The organism is Paraburkholderia sp. UCT31, assembly GCF_014397655.1.
Classification (GTDB): Bacteria; Pseudomonadota; Gammaproteobacteria; order Burkholderiales; family Burkholderiaceae; genus Paraburkholderia; species Paraburkholderia tuberum.
The window spans coordinates 71,489-90,768 of record NZ_VZQP01000018.1 but is presented as its reverse complement, the minus strand read 5'-3'; the positions used below and the strand labels follow the sequence as shown (position 1 = coordinate 90,768).

At 58.2% G+C, this 19,280-nt stretch carries 15 protein-coding genes and 1 pseudogene; 15 read left to right on the top strand and 1 reads right to left on the bottom strand.

The window, feature by feature from the left end; translation table 11 throughout:
* Positions 1 to 335: 335 nt before the first annotated feature.
* From F6X40_RS17245 to F6X40_RS17180, 14 genes and pseudogenes are all read left to right on the top strand, one after another.
* Positions 336 to 656, top strand: a complete 321-nt coding sequence (locus F6X40_RS17245; protein ID WP_187628656.1) for a single-stranded DNA-binding protein — start codon at positions 336 to 338, stop codon at positions 654 to 656.
* A gap of 176 nt (positions 657 to 832) precedes the next feature.
* Positions 833 to 1,084, top strand: coding sequence for a hypothetical protein (locus F6X40_RS17240; RefSeq protein WP_187628655.1), 252 nt, complete (start codon positions 833 to 835; stop codon positions 1,082 to 1,084).
* Between the two features lie 16 nt (positions 1,085 to 1,100).
* The gene (locus F6X40_RS17235) at positions 1,101 to 1,958 is read left to right on the top strand and encodes a hypothetical protein (protein WP_187628654.1); all 858 of its coding nucleotides are present in this window, start codon (positions 1,101 to 1,103) and stop codon (positions 1,956 to 1,958) included.
* 356 nt (positions 1,959 to 2,314) lie between these two features.
* Positions 2,315 to 3,238: a sigma-70 family RNA polymerase sigma factor gene (locus tag F6X40_RS17230; protein ID WP_187628653.1), complete on the top strand. Its 924-nt coding sequence runs from the start codon at positions 2,315 to 2,317 to the stop codon at positions 3,236 to 3,238.
* A gap of 37 nt (positions 3,239 to 3,275) precedes the next feature.
* The gene (locus tag F6X40_RS17225; protein WP_187628652.1) at positions 3,276 to 4,052 is read left to right on the top strand and encodes a hypothetical protein; all 777 of its coding nucleotides are present in this window, start codon (positions 3,276 to 3,278) and stop codon (positions 4,050 to 4,052) included.
* Positions 4,049 to 5,278, top strand: coding sequence for a TraU family protein (locus tag F6X40_RS17220; protein WP_187628651.1), 1,230 nt, complete (start codon positions 4,049 to 4,051; stop codon positions 5,276 to 5,278). Before F6X40_RS17225 ends, F6X40_RS17220 begins: the two co-directional genes overlap by 4 nt.
* A complete protein-coding gene (locus F6X40_RS17215) occupies positions 5,251 to 6,189 on the top strand; it encodes a TrbC family F-type conjugative pilus assembly protein (protein ID WP_187628650.1) in 939 nt (312 codons plus the stop codon). The genes F6X40_RS17220 and F6X40_RS17215 overlap by 28 nt, the downstream gene beginning before the upstream one ends.
* 67 nt (positions 6,190 to 6,256) lie before the next feature.
* Positions 6,257 to 9,727, top strand: coding sequence for a conjugal transfer protein TraN (gene traN / locus F6X40_RS17210; protein ID WP_187628649.1), 3,471 nt, complete (start codon positions 6,257 to 6,259; stop codon positions 9,725 to 9,727).
* 30 nt (positions 9,728 to 9,757) lie between these two features.
* Positions 9,758 to 10,204 (top strand): hypothetical protein, encoded by a 447-nt coding sequence (locus F6X40_RS17205; protein ID WP_187628648.1) that lies wholly within the window; start codon positions 9,758 to 9,760, stop codon positions 10,202 to 10,204.
* A gap of 144 nt (positions 10,205 to 10,348) precedes the next feature.
* Positions 10,349 to 12,082: a type IV secretory system conjugative DNA transfer family protein gene (locus F6X40_RS17200; RefSeq protein WP_187628647.1), complete on the top strand. Its 1,734-nt coding sequence runs from the start codon at positions 10,349 to 10,351 to the stop codon at positions 12,080 to 12,082.
* Between the two features lie 76 nt (positions 12,083 to 12,158).
* Positions 12,159 to 12,491: a hypothetical protein gene (locus tag F6X40_RS17195; protein ID WP_187628646.1), complete on the top strand. Its 333-nt coding sequence runs from the start codon at positions 12,159 to 12,161 to the stop codon at positions 12,489 to 12,491.
* 12 nt (positions 12,492 to 12,503) lie between these two features.
* A complete protein-coding gene (locus F6X40_RS17190) occupies positions 12,504 to 12,764 on the top strand; it encodes a hypothetical protein (protein WP_187628645.1) in 261 nt (86 codons plus the stop codon).
* A 326-nt stretch (positions 12,765 to 13,090) separates the two neighbouring features.
* Positions 13,091 to 16,006 (top strand): ribonucleoside-diphosphate reductase subunit alpha, encoded by a 2,916-nt coding sequence (locus tag F6X40_RS17185; protein WP_187628644.1) that lies wholly within the window; start codon positions 13,091 to 13,093, stop codon positions 16,004 to 16,006.
* Positions 16,007 to 16,111: 105 nt separating this feature from the next.
* A pseudogene (locus F6X40_RS17180) lies at positions 16,112 to 17,173 on the top strand (ribonucleotide-diphosphate reductase subunit beta); the annotation flags it as partial.
* A 181-nt stretch (positions 17,174 to 17,354) separates the two neighbouring features.
* Here F6X40_RS17180 and radA read toward each other — a convergent pair.
* Entirely contained in the window at positions 17,355 to 18,719 is a 1,365-nt protein-coding gene (radA, locus tag F6X40_RS17175; protein ID WP_187628642.1) for a DNA repair protein RadA, read from the bottom strand.
* A gap of 244 nt (positions 18,720 to 18,963) precedes the next feature.
* Between radA and F6X40_RS17170 the strand changes: the two genes are divergently transcribed.
* Entirely contained in the window at positions 18,964 to 19,185 is a 222-nt protein-coding gene (locus tag F6X40_RS17170; RefSeq protein ID WP_187628641.1) for a hypothetical protein, read from the top strand.
* Positions 19,186 to 19,280: the final 95 nt, after the last annotated feature.

Genomic DNA, 19,280 nt, shown 5'->3' with positions numbered 1-19,280 from the left:
GTTTCACCTTTTGTTCGGTTGTGAACCGCTCTCTTTGCCCTTGATGTTTTTATTGGAGACCTACGTCTCGTACATGTATAGCGAACGCGGGAGGAGGGCGTCTTTTAGCGGCGCCTCTCTGCGCGAACCGGTGCAACGATGTCACGCGCAGAACTGCCCTGCAGAGCCTTGTCGATTGCTATCGAAAAAAGTGAAGATTTTTGCTGGGTTTGTATAAAAATCCGAATGCGGTCGCTATACGAGGTAAGCGCCTTTCTTTTCGTCTTTACAAAAGTGGCGTCTTCCCATGAACACGAGGCCGGCGAAGCCGGTCAAGCACCCCCGGAGCACCGCAAATGGAAGTCAAAGGCAACATCGGTTCCAACGTCGAGAAGAAGATTGCGAAGAGCGGCAAACCGTACTATCGGTTCCGTGTGGCCGAGAACTTTGGCAAGGATGACAACAAAAAAACGACGTGGTACGACGTCAACGCCTTCATCGACGACCTTGCTGGCGACATGCTGGGGATGCGCATGTATGTTCACGTGAAGGGCCGCCTTGACACCTCTATTTACGAGAAGGCGGACGGAACGCAAGGAGTCGGCCTGACCATTCTTGCGTTCGAGGTTGAGCCGACTGAGCCCCCGCAAAAACGCGCGGAAGAAGTAGCGGAGTAACTTGTCGGCCGGAGCACAGAAACCGGAGCCTCGCGACCGCCGAGGCTTCTGCGTTTCTGCAGTGTCGTTCGTTGACCACTTGCTTTTGTAAAGCCTTAACCCTAATATACATCTGCTAAACAGCGCAACGCCTTTTGTAAAGCCAGCGTCGCGTTCTAGCCTACCGGAGACTCACCATGCCAAAACTCGTTCTGGAAATTGAAGAAGAGGACATCGAACGCGTCACGCTTGGCCTGCCCAAGACGACGATGGAACGTTTGCGCGCGTACAAGGCGTACAAGGAGGGTCATCTGGGCGGGAAGCTTAAGATGAACTACTTTGTGCAGCGAATTCTCGACACGCTTATCAGCGACGACAAGGAATTCGTGAAGCACGAGAAAGCTCAAAGCGGCGACAAGTCCGCCGTGAAGTCGGCGAAACAGTCCTGAGGCGGGCAGACCACCGATGTCCCTCACCCCAGTGGAAACGCGTGCGCCCCCGACCCCTGGCAAGCTCGTCTATCGTCTTGTGCTGCCTGAGCAGACGCCTTCGAACAACGTCATAAAGGGCATGCATTTCCATACCTATCGGGCCTTGCGGAAGCGGTGGCGAACGATGGTGCTCGCGGCGCTGCGAGGTTTGCGGCCCGCCAGCTCGATTCGCAACGCAGGACTTACGGTCGTCCGGCATTGTGCCAGCTCGGGCCTCGACTGGGACAACGCGTATGGAGGCCTCAAGCCGTTGCTTGATTGTCTCGTCGAACCGAGCGCGCGCAACCCGGATGGGTTGGGTCTCATCGCCGACGACAATCCCCGCAACATGCCGGTCGCCCCGTACATGCAGCAGGTCGTCTCCAGCAGAGGAGAGGGCCGAACAGAGGTGCTGATTTATGACGTCGAGGGCGGAGCGTCCACGCCGGGATGGCAGGAGGGCGGCAATCTGACATACCACCTCTGGCTTCCTGAAGAGACCCCGTCAAACAACGTCATTAAGGGCTTGCACTTCCATGCCTACCGCGCTTTTCGCAACAAGTGGCGCGACAGGGTGTATTGCGCGCTACAGGGTTCGGGAATAAAGGAAACCGTCGCGGTGTCGCGGCTCGAAATTGTCCGACATTGCGTTGGTCACCTGGACTGGGATAACGCCCTTGGCGGGCTGAAGCCGTTTTTGGACTGCCTCGTGGCGCCGAGTGCGCGCAATCCGGATGGGCTTGGGTTGGTAGCAGACGATAATCCCCACAACATGCCGCAGCCTCCGTTCATGCGGCAGGTCAAGGCGAAGCGGGGGGAAGGCCGGACCGAATTACTTGTGTATGCGATGTAGAAGGTAGCACTCAGTAGCAGGTAGCAGGTAGCAGCCGGGGGAATGAGCCGTTGAGAAGAGGTCAAAACCCGGTCGGTAAGGCAACGGAAGTCAAAAAAAAGAGGACAAATTGTTAAGCACGGGGGTAGCTGCGCCTGCCGTAAAGCTTAAATAGTGGCGTTTTGCAGGGGCCGCCTCGCTCACCACAAGTGCGCGTCAACCGACGCCTGGCTCAGCGAAGCGACGCTTTTGTAAAGGCTGCACTGACAATCTGAACTTTTTGTGCGGTTGTGAACAACCAGCACTCTCTTTGACGTGACATCGCAACGGCGTGGCGGTCCCCGCAGCAGTTCGATGTCGGACCGGAGCTTTTTTGAATGACCAGAAATCGCGCTGAACTTGACGAGCCCTACGAAGGCCCGGACGAGCCGTCTTTTGGTTTCGGCGGAGATGACGTACCAACGCTGGGCGGGCCCGAGGGCGAAGCACTCTTTGGCGACCAGGAGCCAATTCTAAGCGTTGACTCGTTCGAAGATGCCTCCATCGAAGCAGACTTTGGGGACTCTGACCCTGCGGCTACGGCGCGCCGGTCTCCGGGGCGCAAGCGCAAAGCCGTGGTTCCGCCTGAAAAACTCAAGAAGGGCATGAACCTTTACGAGTACCTGAGCCAGTGTCAGCCCCCTCTCGACAAGAAAATCATCGATATTGCTGTCGCCCAGACGCAGGTGCCTGACTCGTTGCACAGCGACGCCGGGCAGGAGATATGCATCGTCTGGTCGCAGATTAAGCCGGACTGGAAGAAGTACAAACCCGGGCAAATCGCGTCATATGCCCACCAGATGGCTCGCCACACCGCATTGCGCCTGCGTCGCGAACTCGGCTCATCGGTTCGGCTTCCGGGGTCCGCCTTTCGCAAACGCAAGGATGGAACGACATATGTGACGCCCGGCGTGCTCTCAGTTCCCCTCCAGTGGGAGGAGCTCGAGGGGTGGATGGATGCGGACGAATCCGCCGATGCTTCCTTTTCCGTCGGCTCGCTCGATGTCAAGGCCGTGGTCAACGACCTGGAGCAAGGTCCTTCGTCTGTCAGCGTGGAAGACGAGGAAATGGAAGCCATGAAGCAGCGTCTTGCGGTGGTGAAAGCCAAGCAGGACCGGCTTACCAAGCAGCAACGGGAGATTTTCATCCTGCTCATCCACGGCGAGACGTACGAAAGCATCCAGAAGCGCCTGGGCATCAAGCGGGCCGCATTGCTCAACGAAATTGAGTCCGCGACGGCGCGACTTTATCGCCGCGATTGATTACACATCGTAGCCCGTTCAATCTCTCTGAACCCCAATGGCCGCAACCACCAAGCCAATCATCGTTGCAGTACTGAGCGCCGCCCTCCTCGGGGCGGCTTTCATACCAAAAGCGCAAGCCAAAGACTTCGGCGTAGTCGCGCAGGTATGGCCCATCACTGAGCGCGACATTCGCGAAATTGTCGCGGAGCAGGTATCTCAGGTCGACTGGAGCGCCGCAAACAAGCAGGTGGTAGAAAGCGGGAAGACGTATCTGAATCGCCTTCCCCGCCGTAACCTGCCGACCGCTACTCAGCTCGCGACCAAATATATCGACCCGTCTATTGTCCTGAACTCTGATGTAAAGGTGCCAGTTAAAACGGCGTCCGGCTACGAGTGGCAAATCGCCTACAAAGCGGGCGAAAAGGTGAACACCCTCGCGAAATTCCGCCCCGCGACAGCCATGCTGTACTTCGACGGCCGAGACCCGGAGCAGGTCGCCTTCGCGAAGACGCTTGCATCAGATATCCACTATCGGGTCGTCCCAATTGAGGCGTCCGGGGAAGACTTCCAGGGCGTATTGAAGTCCTTCAACCGACCGGTGTTCTTCGCCTCCCAGGTGCAGTTGACCCGTTTCGCCATCGATAAGCTACCCGCACTGATTTATCCGGCGAGCGGAAAATACGCCCTCTTCCTCGCGAATACCGTCTTTCCGAAGCCCTATCAGGTCAGTCAGGTGACGAGCCTTTGGCCTGGTCCGGAGACCGGCACACCCGGCGTTTCCTACTCGCCCACTGGTGCACCGGCGGGCCTACCTCCAGGAGCATCGAAATGAGAAAGAGCCTTTTCGCCCTTGCGGCCGCAGTCGCCCTGACCGTTAGTTCGGCGGCGTCCGCCCAGGCAACTGGCGCGGCCGCCGGCTCTGGCAGTTCGTCATCCAGTTCCAGCGGAACAGGGATTAGCGGCATGGCCTGCTCTGGCCGGCTGTTGAACCCCATAAACGACCTGGACTGGAATAACCTCTACCCCATCACCATCGCTGGAGTCCAGTCGGGAGCCAATTCGAATCCTCCGTTGATGTATGAGCCACCCGTCTGTCAATGCGGTTCGGGCATTTTCGGCTACGTCGGCGTCGGCGTCACCTTCTGGATGCCGGCCTACGTTTATGAAATCGAGCGTACCTCGGGATGTCTCGAGTCTCTGGGTGGAATTTCGCTCTTCAAAAGTGGAGCCTCCAGTGGCTTGGGCGCGCTTAACTCGGAGCAGGCGAACCGGAACGGCGACCTTGACTCAAACGTCTCGCGCATGCAGATTCACGAGTATGAGTATCCGGCTGCTACGATGCTCAAGATTATTAAGGACGTCGCCTGCGTGTCCGGAGACGGCTTCAACCTTGGGTATGTCACCGAAATCGACTACACGTGGCAGGACGACGCCTGGGGGGCCATCTTCGCACCAGAGGCAGCGCTCTTCGACTCACTGCTGTTTCAGGCTTCTTGCGCCGTCGACGCGGTCGCAGCTGAGGTCGCGTTCCCCCTCGACCCGATGTTCTGGTGCGCGGGCAGTTGGGGCGGCGTCTACCCCCTTACAGGAAACGGTAATGAAAGCAACACGCCGTTCCAGTTAAACAACCTGGTGATGAGCAAGTTCATCGCACGCCAATTCCGCATTGGTTTGCAATGGATGACTATCGGACCGTTAGCCGAGTGCTCGGCGGTTCCCAGCCCGGTGTGGATTAAGGACCAGTTTCGCGTGAATCAGGTCATGCCCTATCCGCGCAGCGGCCCCCCCATGTACATAGGAGGCCAAGGACTGCTGCAGACGGCAGCTGTGACTCTAACGCTTCCTATCAGCCAAAGTGGCGGGGCTACCGCCGGGTCTAGTGGAACGGCGGAGGGGTCGAATTCTGGCGGCTCCTCATCGTCGGGAAGCTCCGGCGGCAGCCAAGCTCCGTCTCTCACGCTGGACGTGCCAAACATCACGAATTCGCCCACGCACGAGTCGACGGTCAACTTCCTCTGGGAAGGCCAGCAATGCTGCATGCCTATGATGATTTACTGATGAAGAAGACTACTCTCCTCCTCGCGCTCGCTCTTGCGGCGGGCGCCGCGCACGCTCAAGTAGCCGAACAGCCCGCAAAGAGCGCCAGCAATGACGTCGCGATTCCGACGGGCTACGGCACGCAGTTATCGCCCGCCGACTTGGCTCGCGCACAGCAAGCGGGCGAGCTTATCACCCAGTCATCGCTCAACGCGCTTCAGGGCGGCCAAGCCAAACAGTTCACCGAGCAAGCGGCAACCATGGCGCGGCGTGTTGATGACATCGCCGATGGAGCCATCGGCTCGCAGCGAGACGACGTCCTCAAGTTCCTGGGCATTAATCCCCAAGGCGGCTCGAGCATGTATTACTTCGTGTCGTGGTCGATGCCTCTTGAGATGCTCCGCGCGTACGCGGCAGAAGCCATGTGGACTGGCGGATTCCTTGTCTTCAGGGGTATCCCGCCGGACATGGGGCTCAAAGACTTCATCATGACCGACTTGAAGCAACTCGTCTACGGGAAGGGCGCGTCGGCCGCTATCTCCCTCGACCCGAGGCTATTCGACGCGTATGAGGTCAAGGTCGTGCCGACCATCGTGTACACCTCGACGCGAGCCAACATGTCCTGCGACGTCCCGAAGTCGTTCGTCGGCGACGACAAGCAAGTGATTCAGTACAAGGTTTGCCCGGCGGTCGGGCAGGACAAGTACTGGAAAATTTCCGGCGTCGTCACGTCGGACTATGCGCTTCGGGAGTTCATCGCGGACGGAGCGCCCGGCGCGAGCACATATCTCGACGCGCTCAAAAAGGGACAAGCGACGGGCGAGCAGACGCCGATGCTCCAGCAGGGCTTCCAGGGAGAGTGGAAAGACGCGCTCAGCCCGGCAGACGTCAAGGCGATGAAGGAAGGAAAGGCGTCCATCAACGCGCAGTAACAGAACGGGCCGCGATAAAGACTCTTTCTATACGGGCCATGACCCGTTAAGGAAGAGTCCGTTCCCAATGAAAAAAACTGCCCTGTTGCTGTGCCTGCTCACAGCATCGTCCGTAGTGGGTGTTTCGCCTGCTGCTTTCGGTGACACAATGTCCGCCGGTATTGCCATTGCTCAAGGAATGACGGGCAAGACTGCAGCCTTTGACGCAAACGGCAACATCGCCACCAGCGCCAGTGGTGCGGCGACTGCTACAAGCGGACACACCGCAGTGCAGGCCCAGGGCACGTTCTTCAACTCCATGATGGGCGTGACCAGTGTCCAGGGTAATCAGACACCTGGGGCACAGGCGGCCGCTCAGGCGACGGTCAGCGGCACCAGTTATGGCGACTTCGCCTGCACCGGGACAGGCAGCGTCCCCAAATCGGTCGGCGGCCTATCGGTGCGCCTCACGGCCTGTAACGGCGGTTCCGGCGGTGTGACCAGCGTAGCGCTCCAGGTCTGCTCTGCGACCCTGCAAGGCGCTGTGTGCGACGCCAACCAATACACGAACTATACGGTCCGCATGGGCGATTGGGTCAGTCTTGACCCCAAGACTTCGATTGGCGTCTCATGCAATGGCAGCAACGTTTGCCGGGTCTCTGTGTCGGCCACGAAAACCGTAGGCGGCAATGACGCGGCAATTCGCCAGCAAACCGCAGCGGCGGTGGCGGCTCAGGGAGCCTCTGGGGCCGCCGCCGACTTCCAGAAGATAGCGCAGTCCAAGAGCTCGGCCCAGCAGGCGGTCGCCGAGAATTCGTCGGCCTGCTTCCTGATGAACCAGGACCGGCTATCACAGGGACTTCCGGCGGTTAGTTGTGACGGGCAGTCGCAGGTCTCCGGCACCGACCAGATTGCGCAGAACGCGACCAACGCCGCGTCGTGCGACGGCACCTACTCGTGCGCGCGCACCGTAACCTCAGCCGTCAACTACACGCAGGTTTGCACTCGCACGTTCCCGCTGTCTGAATACGACTGCACTTACCAAATTCCCAGCAAGGATTGCACCGTTACGGCCGGACCGCGTTATGCACAGGACAACTCCGACACGACCAGCTCCTGCTCGGCTGCTGACCTGGAAGGCGCGCATAAGGTAGGTTCCACTCAGGGTCAAACGGCGTGCGACAACACGGGAAAGTGCGTGCCGGTCACCCAGTGGACCGACTACTACGTGTTTCCGGACCAGGCAACGCAATCCGGCTCCTGCACCGCGTACCCGTATCAGCTGAACGGCACGCCGGCGGCAGCATGCTCGAATCAGGGCAAGGGCCAGTTGACCGGCTGTGCGTCGGGCGGCTGGTACGGCCGAACGCTCCCAGACAGCCAATGCACCAACGTCTCGGAAATTCCACAGACCGACGGCTCGGTGGCCCAGACCATCACAAACCTCACGAACGCAGACAAGAACGGCTGCGGCTATTGCGTCATGCAAACGATGGCGGACACCTGCTACGCTCAGCCCGGCTCCGGGGCAGCACTTGCGGACGACTGCTCTACCTCCCTTCACAACAACTGCCAGTTGCAATCGGTCACACCACAGTCGTCGGTCGGGGGACTCACGACGTCGCAACAGGAGCAATATCAGTGCACGCAAAGCCAGACCCAATGCGCCGAATGGCAACAGAATACGACCTGTACAGGCGGGTTGACGCACGGGCTTGACGGGAACAACGCCACCATCAACACCAACCCATCAAGCTTTACGCAAGGTGCAGCATCCGCCGCTGTCATCGATGCCATCGCGAAGTCAGGAAACACCAGCGCACAGCCAGGCGCGCTGCCGCTTATCTTCTCAGGTGCGGACTTGCGTTGCCGCAAGCCCGTTGGCTTTCTCTCTGGCACGTTGATGAATGATTGCTGCCGTACGGACCTGAAACAGACGGGTGGAGGAAGTCCTTTCGGCCAGTGCAGCCAGAACGAAGTCACCCTTGCGGCCGCGCGCCGAGCTGACACTATCTACTACGTGGGTGAGTACTGCTCAAAAAAGATTGGATTCGGGCCTTTCAAAAAGTGCATCGAGAACACGCAGACCTACTGCACGTTCGATGGCTTGTTACCAAAGACGGTGCAGATTCAGGGGCGCCAGCAACTGGCCCAGTTGACTACCACTGGCTTTGGCAGTGTCCAGTCGCAGGAATTGAAGTTCAACTACTATGACGGCAATGGCGGTTGGGGACAGGCAATGACCGTCAATGGCGTAACCGTGGTGCCGTGGCGCAACCCGACGTATTGCCAGAATCCGGACCAGGCGGCCAGCGCCATGCAGAACAATCCCAATGCGGTTTCATGCCCGCCGGTGCTGACGCAATGGTTCGCGGTATGCGATAGCGGCCAATGCGGTAATCTTCCAGACGACCCGGCGCTCGGTGCAGCTGGGTGGGTGGTGCAGCAAGTCGACCCCCTCAAAAACGAGGTCAACGCCCTTTCGCGGTACGCGTCTATCTCGGGCGCCTGCGACCCCGCCTCGTCGGCTTGCTCGTATAAAGTCAACGCTTGGCCCGCCGGCATTGGCGGTAAAGCGGTCATGAGCCGCCAGGTCAGCTTTCCGCTCTTCGCCACCCCGGGCGTAGCGCAGAACGAATTCAGCATCGGCGACTACGTGTTGCGCCCCGTGGCAGCAATCGGAGCGGCCGGCACCGCCTCGATGCCCGACAATCTGGACCTCGAGTTCAGCATCGACTATGGACAATCGTGGTCCACTTTGGCGCTGCCGACGCATACGCCAGACGTCGGTGTGACGCTGCCAAATTCCGATGTCAATCTGTCTGGAAGCTGCAGCGCCCAGACCAACCTTTGCCAATTCAAGATGGTAGGCACCGTCGTTGCCACTGCCAAGCCTTGGGGCTCTGCCCAAGGCCCGGATTGCTCTGGCTTCACAGCCTCGCAACTCTCGGTCCTCGATTTTGACAAGATGGACTTTTCAGAGTGGATGGCGCAGGTGATGAACAACGTTAAGGCGCCCGACGGCTCTTCTCTTGCACAAACCGCAGTTCAGGATTCGAAAGACTTTTACAATGCGGTGCAAAGTGGCGCAAGCATTGCGGCGAACGTACCGGGGGCTTCCCAAACAGCAGTGATAAATCCGACGCAGGGGTTGGGGCCATTCATCGCGCGTCTTACCGTGGCATCGAACTACCCAACATCGACCGGAGACCCCGCTACCGATACGGACCCGGTGTCGTCTGTGAAAATCGACTGGGGCGATGGCTCGCTAACTGATGTCGCGGACCTCGAGCAACACCTTGATGCGTCGGGCAAACAGGAAACGGCATACGCCGCTCAGCACCAGTATCCCGCCACCAACAAGCTCCTGAAAAATCCGGCGACACAGAACGTACCGATGACGGTCACGCTTACCATTTCCTCGAAGAGCGGGATACACTATACGACGTTGCAGGTCACCGATGTCTGGGACACCATAGATGGAGTCGGCTTGAATGGACAGGGTACATCGTCGGTAGGAAAGACCGTGACTACCGCTGCGCCGAAAGCGATGCAATAATCAATAGAAGGTAAAAGGATGACGAGGATAATGTTATTGGCCAGCCTGGCTGGCACGGTTTTGCTGTTGATGACCACCCGTTTGTCAGGGCGTGAGAAGAAGGTTGCATTTGCAACCGAAGAAGCCTCTCAAGGCAGTGCATTGGTGCCGGAAGTGCTACAGGTGGCGGGGACGGTAAAAGTGCCCGCATCCCTGCGCGGTTTCGTCACCCGCTTTGATATTCCGAAGGACCGCTTAGACGATGTGGTTTGTTACGGCGTTCCCGGCACGCTGTCGGACATGCCTGACGACGTCCGCGAGCTGCTGCGGCTTTCGTACAATCACGGCGAAACCCGAGGCCTAGAAGTGGCTGAAGTCCTTTTCAAGAACCGACCGTTACAGGTAGGCGAAGCGCTTTACTTCGCCTTGATGAAGAAAACCCGGTCGCAAGACGAAGAGCCGACGATTTACTCGTTTCTATCGACTGCTCTCAAGTAGTCGATAGGCTGTTTCGAGTCCCTTGTTCAAAAGCCCCGCACACCACGGGGCTTTTTCTTTGTCTCTAACCCCGGAACGCATGAAAATGGTAGCAGGACGTCTCTACACATTCGACTTACCTCTGTCAATGTGTTTGGAGACGGCATGCTTATTGGAAGAAAGGACGCCATGGCCTTACTGGGCTTTGGCGCAGGAATCGCCGCGTCAAGCCCGTGGCTCGCCGGCAACCCCCTTGCCCTCGCTGGTCTAGCGGGGCCCTTCGCCGGTGCCTCATGGCTCGCGTACAAGGCCACCCGGGAGTGGCTGGACCGCACTGACACCGAGTCCCGAGAGAATTTCATCCTGCCCTCGGATGAGACTTATGGCGAACTGATGCACACGCAGAAGGGTCTTCGCTTCGGCTATACCCGCGACAATGCGCTTCCGGTTGACATCGAAGACGGCTTCCTCCAGCGCCATACCGCCATCATCGGACAGAGCGGGGTCGGCAAAACGACCCTGGGTGAGTTCCTGCTCTGGCAGCAAATCTCGCGTGGTGGCGGCTTTATTTTCATCGACGCAAAACTCGACGCCGAGACTCGTGACAAGCTGGGCCTGATGATGGCCGTCGCGGGCCGCTCCTCCGAGCTTTACGTCCTTAACGTCGACAAGCCCGAGAACTCCAACACCTACAATCCGCTCCTTCAAGGGGACCCGGACGAAGTCGCGAGCCGCCTGCTCAACCTTCTACCGTCGGCCGATAACAACCCTGGTGCCGACTATTACCGTCAAAGCACAAACTACGCGCTGACCGTAATAATGGGCGCACTCCAGGCAGCAAAAAAGCGCTTCCACTTCTCTGACATCACCATTCTGCTGCAATCCGGGCGCGCGCTGGCAGAAATCGAGCGGATGATTCCGGCGGGGACCCCGCAGCGGATGGCGTTTCAGCTGTTCCTTGACCAGTTCCGCAAAAAGGGCAAGGAAGGTGTCCAGATTGACATCGACCGTGTTAAGCAGGTCCTCGGCGGGATGGCCGGCCGTATGGCCACCTTTGCCCAAGGCAAGTTCGGAAAGGTATTCAACACCTACACGCCCGAAATCGACTTGACCGACATCGTCCTCAATAATAAATGTCTGTACGTGATGCTACCGACGATGGGGAAGGATACGGCAGCCCTGAACCTTGGGAAGATGATTCTGTCGGACCTTCGCACGGCAGTCTACAACGTACAGGGCCTCAAAAAGATTTACAGGCCGAGTCCGCCGTTTCTGGTGTTCGCTGACGAAATGGGCTCATACGTTATGCCCGGCATCGCCCGTCTTTTTGAGCAGGCCCGGTCAGCCAATATTTGCATGGTGCCCGCCTTTCAATCGTTCGCAAACCTTAGCGTCGTCTCGCCAGATTTCGCCGACATTATCATTCAGAACACGTGGAATAAGGTGTTCTTCAAGTTCGCTTCCAAGGACTCTCCGGAACAGGCTGCAGAGATTATCGGCAAGTCCAAGAAGTACGTCTATTCGATGTCCGTGAGTGAAAACGAGGGGGAGTCTTCGCAGAATACCCGTACCACGCCCCAGGCGAATGCGTCGAAGGGAGGAGGCATGTCCGAGTCATTCCGCGCTTCCGAGGAGTTTCGCGTTACACCGGACCACTTGAAATCCATCGGTATGGGTGAGGCGTTCGTGATGAGTGGCCCGCGCATCTATCACATCAAAACCCCAATGTTGCTGTATCCCGAACCCGTCCCCGAATATCACGTGCTGCGTAGAAAGATTGAGATGCAGCCGGGAGAGGAAGGACTGAATTTCGAGGAGCGCTACAAGGAATTTCTGATGTCCGTCGAAGAAGAGGCTCGCCTGCCCGCGAACGCCCCCTCTGAGCCTCGTGGGGAATAAACCTCGGCCTTACACGAAAGCATGCGGTCGACGATGCCTCATGTTCGGCCTCCCGCCCTATTCTACGGAGAATGCCTTGAGCTCAACGAATCCGCGTATTCTTGAAAAGCTGGGGACCATCGTCACCCAGATTCCGACTCAAATCAACGACGACAGCCAGGCAGACCCCGTGGTTGACGTGAGCGTTATTACGATTCAGCTCGGCGGCGACGTGACTGTCATGCGCCTGGACTCCCCCGACGATTCCCCTTTCGCGACAGAGCTCGCAATGATGAAGGCTTTACTCTCTACAGTGAGTACGAACGAACCCAGCCCCCGGGTGCGGACCCTGCTGACAAAAGCGCTCAAGCAGGTCGAATTCGCGTACCGCATCAAGACGGGTGAGGTTCGAAGCACCCTCGTACACTGAAAGGAGCACCTCGTGAGCACCATCATTTTCGTATTGTCGGGCATCATCCTCGGACTTGTCATCATGAGCAAGATTCCCGGACTGGAGCATTTTGTAAAGCCGACTATTGACCTGCTCTTCACATTCATAAAGTTTTTGTGTGCGAACGCGTCTGCGTGGGCAGTGTATTTTTTCAAAATGTTCGTGGATTCCCACCTCGACCTGCTCAAGCACCTGTCCCTTTCGGCCGACGCAATCGACCCCTCGATGAAAATGAAGAAGAACGCTGCCTGATTTCCTACCTCGAATGCAGTCGAGTCCTCAGCGCTTGCCGGCTGCACGTAGTCCGACGTGACTATACAGATTTTTGAGGCGTCGTCACTGCGTTCAGGGCAAACCCAGGCGGCTTCCTCACCCTTCATCGGGTGAAGGCACCGCACCCTAGGACCTCGACGGCGCTGCACGATGTGGCGCCTTGCAAACGACATCAAACCCCACTCTTCGCCCCTTTCCCACTTCCCCGACCGGTGCCACATCCGCGTCTGCGGGCAACTCACGGGGAAGGTAGTTCCCATCATCGGGCGTCGTCCTCGCGGGCTGGCATCCGATTTTTAACAAGGATGAGATACATGTCCAACGCATCAAACCCGGTTGACTTCGGGAAATATCACACTATCCGGCGCAACGGGTCGGTAGTCGCATTTGAGCCGAGTAAAATCTCGGTGGCACTGACCAAGGCTTTCCTCAGCGTACTTGGCCGCTCGGACGCAACGCCCTCGAGCGTCCACTCGAAGGTGTCCGTACTCACGGAAACCGTGGTGGTGGGCCTCGTTCGCAGCCGGCCGCAAGGCGGGGCGATTCACATCGAGGACATTCAGGACCAAGTCGAATTGGCCCTGATGCGCGCGGGCGAGCACGACGTTGCGCGCTCGTACGTTCTCTATCGTGAAAAGCGCGCAGCTGCTCGCGAGTCGCACCGCGACGCGCTGGGTTCGACAGTCATCAATGTGGCAAAGGCCGACGGCTCACGCGCGCCCCTTGACGTTGTCGCGTTGCGCGCACGCATCGAACTGGCCGCGAGCGGACTTCACGAGGTCGACGTGGGCCGGATTCTCACCGACACCCTGAAAAACCTCTATGACGGTATTCGCGAGCACGAGGTCAACACGTCCGCAATCATGGCCGCCCGCGCGCGCATCGAAATCGACCCGGCGTACAATCTGGCCACAGCGCGTCTGCTCATGGACGACATTCGCCTCGAGATTCTGGGTGAAAGCGTCGGCGCGCTTCAGATGCAAGCCCGATACGCGTCCTACTTCCCCGAGTTCATCCACAGCGGCATCAAGGCGGAGCTCCTCGACGAGCGGCTGGCTACGTTCGACCTCGCCAAACTCGCCGGTGCAATCAAAGCGGACCGGGACCTTCAGTTCGGTTACCTAGGCCTGCAGACTCTGTATGACCGCTACTTCCTGCACATCGAGGACAAGCGCATCGAGATGCCACAGGCGTTCTTTATGCGTGTGGCGATGGGGCTGGCTCTCAACGAGAAGGACCGCGAAGCACGCGCCGTCGAGTTCTATGACGTGCTTTCGACCTTCGACTTCATGAGTTCGACACCGACTCTGTTCAACTCCGGCAGCCGCCGCAGCCAGTTGTCCAGCTGCTACCTCACGACAATTGCAGATGACCTCGCCGGGATTTATGAAGGCATCAAGGAGAACGCCCTCCTCTCGAAATTCGCCGGTGGCCTCGGGAACGACTGGACGAAGGTGCGTGCGATGGGCTCCTGGATTAAGGGAACCAATGGGAAATCGCAAGGTGTTGTGCCGTTCCTGAAGGTCGTGAACGACACGGCCGTCGCTGTGAACCAGGGCGGGAAACGCAAGGGCGCGGTCTGCGCGTACCTCGAAACGTGGCACGCGGACATCGAGGAATTCCTCGAACTGCGCAAGAACGTCGGCGACGACCGCCGGCGCACGCACGACATGAACACGGCCAACTGGATTCCAGACCTGTTCATGAAGCGTGTATTCGACGACGGCGAATGGACGTTGTTCTCTCCGTCCGAATGCCCGGACCTCCATGAGGTGTACGGGAAAGAATTTGAAAAGCGCTATCAGGCGTACGAGGCGAAAGCTGCGCGCGGAGAAATGAAGGTCGCGCGCAAGATTTCCGCGAAGACCTTGTGGCGCAAGATGCTCGCCATGCTGTTCGAGACCGGCCATCCGTGGCTCACGTTCAAGGACCCGTGCAACATCCGCAGCCCGCAACAGCACGTGGGCGTCGTGCACAGCTCCAACCTGTGTACGGAAATTACGCTGAACACCAGCGACAGCGAGATTGCAGTGTGCAATCTCGGCTCGGTGAACCTTGTGGCACATCTCGTGCAAAAAGTCGACGGAACGTGGGAACTGGACGAGCAAAAGCTCAAGCGCACCGTGCGCGTCGCGATGCGCATGCTCGACAACGTCATCGACATCAACTACTACCCGGTGGAAAAGGCGCGCACGTCGAACCTCAACCACCGTCCGGTCGGTCTTGGCATCATGGGCTTCCAGGACTGCCTCCAGGCTATGCGCGTGCCGTACGCTTCCGAAGCGGCCGTGGAATTCGCTGACATTTCTATGGAAATGGTGGCGTACCACGCATACTGGGCCTCGACCGAACTCGCTGATGAGCGCGGTAAATATCCCAGCTTCGATGGTAGCCTGTGGTCACAAGGCATTCTGCCGCACGACAGCGTGGCGCTCCTGGCAAAAGAGCGGGGTGCCTATCTCGAAGTGGACGATACGGTTCGGATGGACTGGGACGGACTGCGCAAGCGCATCGCAAAGGTGGGCATGCGTAACTCGAACTGCCTTGCCATCGCTCCAACGGCGACCATTTCGAACATTATCGGCGTTTCTGCGTGCATCGAGCCGACCTACCAGAACCTCTATGTGAAGTCGAACCTGTCCGGTGAGTTCACGGTGGTCAACGACTATCTCGTGCGTGAACTGAAGGCACGAGGTCTCTGGGACAGCGTCATGGTCGCCGACCTGAAGTACTTCGATGGCAGCGTAGGTAACATCGACCGCGTTCCGGATGACCTGAAGGCCGTGTTTGCCAACGCCTTCGAGATAGCTCCGACGTGGTTGATTCAGGCTGCTTCCCGCCGGCAGAAGTGGATTGACCAGGCGCAGTCCCTGAATATCTACATCAAGGGCGCATCCGGCAAGGTACTCGACGAGACCTACAAGGAAGCGTGGTTGCGCGGCTTGAAAACGACGTATTACCTGCGGACCCTCGGGGCTACTGCAGCGGAGAAGTCGACCGGAAATGGCGGTGAGCTTAACGCGGTGCCGGTACATGGCGGTGCGCATCAAGCTACACAGCTCGCGGCAAAGGCTCCAGCTCCGACCGCCGCAGTGCTGCCGGTGCCGGTTGCACCTCCTGTTCCGCAGGCCGCCCCGGAGCCCGAGGACGATATTGTCGGTCCCGCGTGCATGCTCCGGCCAGGCGACGTCGGCTTCTCCGAATGCGAAGCGTGCCAGTAGAAATGCGTTGAACCTTTGAACCAGAACTCCGGGGCAGCGAACAGCTCGCCCCGGAGTTCTGCCCCAAATTTGTAAAAATAGATGGAGATTTTCATGCTCAACTTCGACGATGACGCTATCGTGCCGGCGCCCGTTCCTGCGGCGGCTACCGCCCGCATTCGCGCCTCTGAAAAGCGCGTCATCAACGGCAAGACGGATGTCAACCAGCTGGTCCCGTTCGCCCATAAGTGGGCGTGGGACAAGTATCTGTCCCAGTGCTCGAACCACTGGATGCCGCAGGAAATCAATATGCAGCGCGACATCGAGCTGTGGAAAAATCCTGACGGACTGACCGAGGATGAACGCCGCATCGTAAAGCGCAACCTCGGCTTTTTCGTGACGGCCGACTCGCTCGCGGCGAACAATATCGTCCTCGGAACGTACCGACACATCACATCGCCCGAATGCCGGCAGTTCCTGTTGCGTCAGGCATTCGAGGAAGCGATTCATACCCACGCGTACCAGTACATCGTCGAAAGCCTCGGCCTCGACGAGGGCGAGCTCTTCAACGCCTATCGGGAGATTCCCTCCATCCGGAACAAGGACGAGTTCCTGATTCCATTCATCGACGTCTTGTGCGACCCTTCGTTCGCCACCGGCACGCTTCAGTCTGACCAGACATTGCTGAAGTCGCTCGTAGTGTTCGCCTGCATTATGGAGGGCCTCTTCTTCTACGTCGGATTCACACAGATTCTGGCTCTCGGTCGCCAAAACAAGATGACCGGCGCGGCGGAACAGTATCAGTACATCCTGCGCGACGAGTCAGCTCACTGCAATTTCGGCATTGACCTTATCAACCAGATAAAGCTCGAGAATCCGCATTTGTGGACCGAGGAGTTCAAGGCCGAGCTCACTGCAATCTTTCGCAAGGCGGTCGACCTCGAATTCGCCTATGCGGAAGACACGATGCCGCGCGGCGTCCTGGGCCTGAACGCAGGGATGTTCAAGGACTATCTGCGCTTCATCTGCTCACGACGGATGGTGCAAATTGGTCTTACCTCGCTTTTCCCGGACGCAGTGAATACGTTCCCGTGGATGAGTGAGATGATTGACCTCAAGAAGGAGCGAAACTTCTTTGAAACGCGAGTCATCGAATATCAGACCGGCGGAGCTTTGAGCTGGGAATGACCGCTGAGTTGCAAAGCAATAGGCCTCGGTTGCTCTGCCGTCGCCCGCATGCAAACGCTGCGGGCGTTTTTACGGGCGTCGCGCGCTGACTGCTGTGGGCGATTGGGCACTCATCACAGATAAGAAGTGTCTATCGGACACGAGCCTGGGCTACCTCTCGCCGAACCGGGCATGGTAATCATTACCCCAGTTCGCTCACCAGGTCGAGGGCCTTGTCAAGCCGCGCGACATGCCGAACATCAATGCCCGGGACCGGCTTTGCCAGCTTATTGGCCGCTGGGACAATGGCCAGCTTAAATCCAAGCTTCGCAGCCTCCCGCAAGCGCGTCTCCACATCCGGAATGGCCCGAATCTCTCCAGCAAGTCCTACCTCCCCAGCAAGCACGAGTCCAGTCGGCAACGGTCTGTTCCGGAACGACGAATGTACCGATAGAAGCGCGGCGAGGTCTGACGCCGGCTCCGTCAGTCGAACGCCGCCGACGACCTTAAGATAAACGTTTTGCTCGAACGATTGCGTTGGCGCGTGCTTGTTCAACACCGCAATGAGCATCTGGAGCCTGTTCAAATCGAAGCCTGATGCATAGCGGCGCGGGGATGGGCTCGTCGTATCCTCCACGAGCGCCTGAACTTCTACCATGAACGGTCGATTGCCCTCGAGCGATGAACACACCGAACAGCCGCTAACCGGTACGTCGTGCTGCGTGAGAAACATGGAGCTCGGGTTCGACACTCCGCTCAGCCCGGTCTCCGTCATTGCGAAAACACCGAGTTCATTGACCGCCCCGAAGCGATTCTTTATCGCCCGCAACATCCGGTAGGATGACCCGGGTTCACCCTCGAAGTACAGCACCGTGTCAACGATGTGTTCGAGCACCCGAGGCCCCGCTAGATTCCCCTCCTTTGTGACGTGGCCGACAAGGAAAAATGTCGTGCCGCGCGACTTCGCGTAGCGGGTCAACTCTGCGGTGCACTCGCGGACCTGCGTCACCGAGCCCGGCGCTGACTCATATTTGCTCGAGAACATCGTCTGAATTGAGTCCAGCACGGCAACGCGGGGCTTGTACTGCTCCACCTGTTGCAGGACACGTTCAATCTGCGTTTCAGCGACCAGCTTAATCTGGCAGTCACCAACTCCCATCCGGTCTGCTCTCAGCTTGATTTGCTGCTGCGATTCCTCGCCTGACGCGTAGAGCGCCATGTCGTGACGGGATATGCTGGCCAGCGCTTGCAGAAGCAGTGTCGATTTACCGATGCCCGGGTCGCCACCAATAAGGATGACCGCGCCCCGCACAATGCCCCCTCCGAGCACCCGGTCAAGCTCGTCGACCCCGCTGGGGCTGCGCGCCACATCTTCTCCCTCAACCAGGTTCAAATCAATCGCCGGTGTGGACTCGCCGGCCCACGACGAATACTTGCTCGGACCGGAAGTGTCGACCATTCCCTCCTGAAGGCAATTCCACTCATTGCAATGAGGACATTGCCCCGCCCACTTCGACGTCTGTCCGCCACACTCTGTACAAAAATAGCCGGTCTTTTGTTTCGCCATCGTTTACTTTATGTAAAGGCTAAAGGAGGGGTGCCAGCTTACCACATGCAGGCTTCACAATAATGCAACGCAACGCCAAACCGATACTGGTAGTGACTTCCGGGTCGTGGCTGTGGACTGGTTACACCTATAGCAGAGGTACAAGTCCTCGTTTAGCAACCGTAATGACTGACGACGCGACTCCCGCCCATTTAAAAACCGGGCGCTACACGTCTATCGGAACTCATTCAAACCGGAGAAAACAATGCCCGACTTTGCCGACGACGCCTCTGCGCTGGAGGAACTCGCGTTACAGCAAGCCTTGCAGGCGCATCGGAACAAAGGGCGTCAACTCGCGCCCAAAGGCACATGCCATTTCTGTGACAGCCCTCTTGAAAAGGTCGAGGGAAAGGACGTCCAGCTCTTCTGTGACGTGAACTGTTCCAAGGACTGGGAGCGTCAGGAGAAGGCAAAACAACGACGCTGAAAAAAAGTTTGACACTTTACAAAAACGGTGGCTATACTGATTCACATCGGTAACCACAAAGATGTACCAAACCCGAAATGAAAAAACGACACTTC

Coding starts and splice junctions, on each gene's coding strand:
- F6X40_RS17170 (WP_187628641.1), top strand. CDS start 18,964: ATGCCCGACTTTGCCGACGACGCCTCTGCGCTGGAGGAACTCGCGTTA.
- F6X40_RS17185 (WP_187628644.1), top strand. CDS start 13,091: ATGAGATACATGTCCAACGCATCAAACCCGGTTGACTTCGGGAAATAT.
- F6X40_RS17225 (WP_187628652.1), top strand. CDS start 3,276: ATGGCCGCAACCACCAAGCCAATCATCGTTGCAGTACTGAGCGCCGCC.
- F6X40_RS17240 (WP_187628655.1), top strand. CDS start 833: ATGCCAAAACTCGTTCTGGAAATTGAAGAAGAGGACATCGAACGCGTC.
- F6X40_RS17230 (WP_187628653.1), top strand. CDS start 2,315: ATGACCAGAAATCGCGCTGAACTTGACGAGCCCTACGAAGGCCCGGAC.
- F6X40_RS17200 (WP_187628647.1), top strand. CDS start 10,349: ATGCTTATTGGAAGAAAGGACGCCATGGCCTTACTGGGCTTTGGCGCA.
- radA (WP_187628642.1), bottom strand. CDS start 18,719: ATGGCGAAACAAAAGACCGGCTATTTTTGTACAGAGTGTGGCGGACAG.
- F6X40_RS17245 (WP_187628656.1), top strand. CDS start 336: ATGGAAGTCAAAGGCAACATCGGTTCCAACGTCGAGAAGAAGATTGCG.
- F6X40_RS17235 (WP_187628654.1), top strand. CDS start 1,101: ATGTCCCTCACCCCAGTGGAAACGCGTGCGCCCCCGACCCCTGGCAAG.
- F6X40_RS17220 (WP_187628651.1), top strand. CDS start 4,049: ATGAGAAAGAGCCTTTTCGCCCTTGCGGCCGCAGTCGCCCTGACCGTT.
- F6X40_RS17205 (WP_187628648.1), top strand. CDS start 9,758: ATGTTATTGGCCAGCCTGGCTGGCACGGTTTTGCTGTTGATGACCACC.
- F6X40_RS17215 (WP_187628650.1), top strand. CDS start 5,251: ATGCTGCATGCCTATGATGATTTACTGATGAAGAAGACTACTCTCCTC.
- traN (WP_187628649.1), top strand. CDS start 6,257: ATGAAAAAAACTGCCCTGTTGCTGTGCCTGCTCACAGCATCGTCCGTA.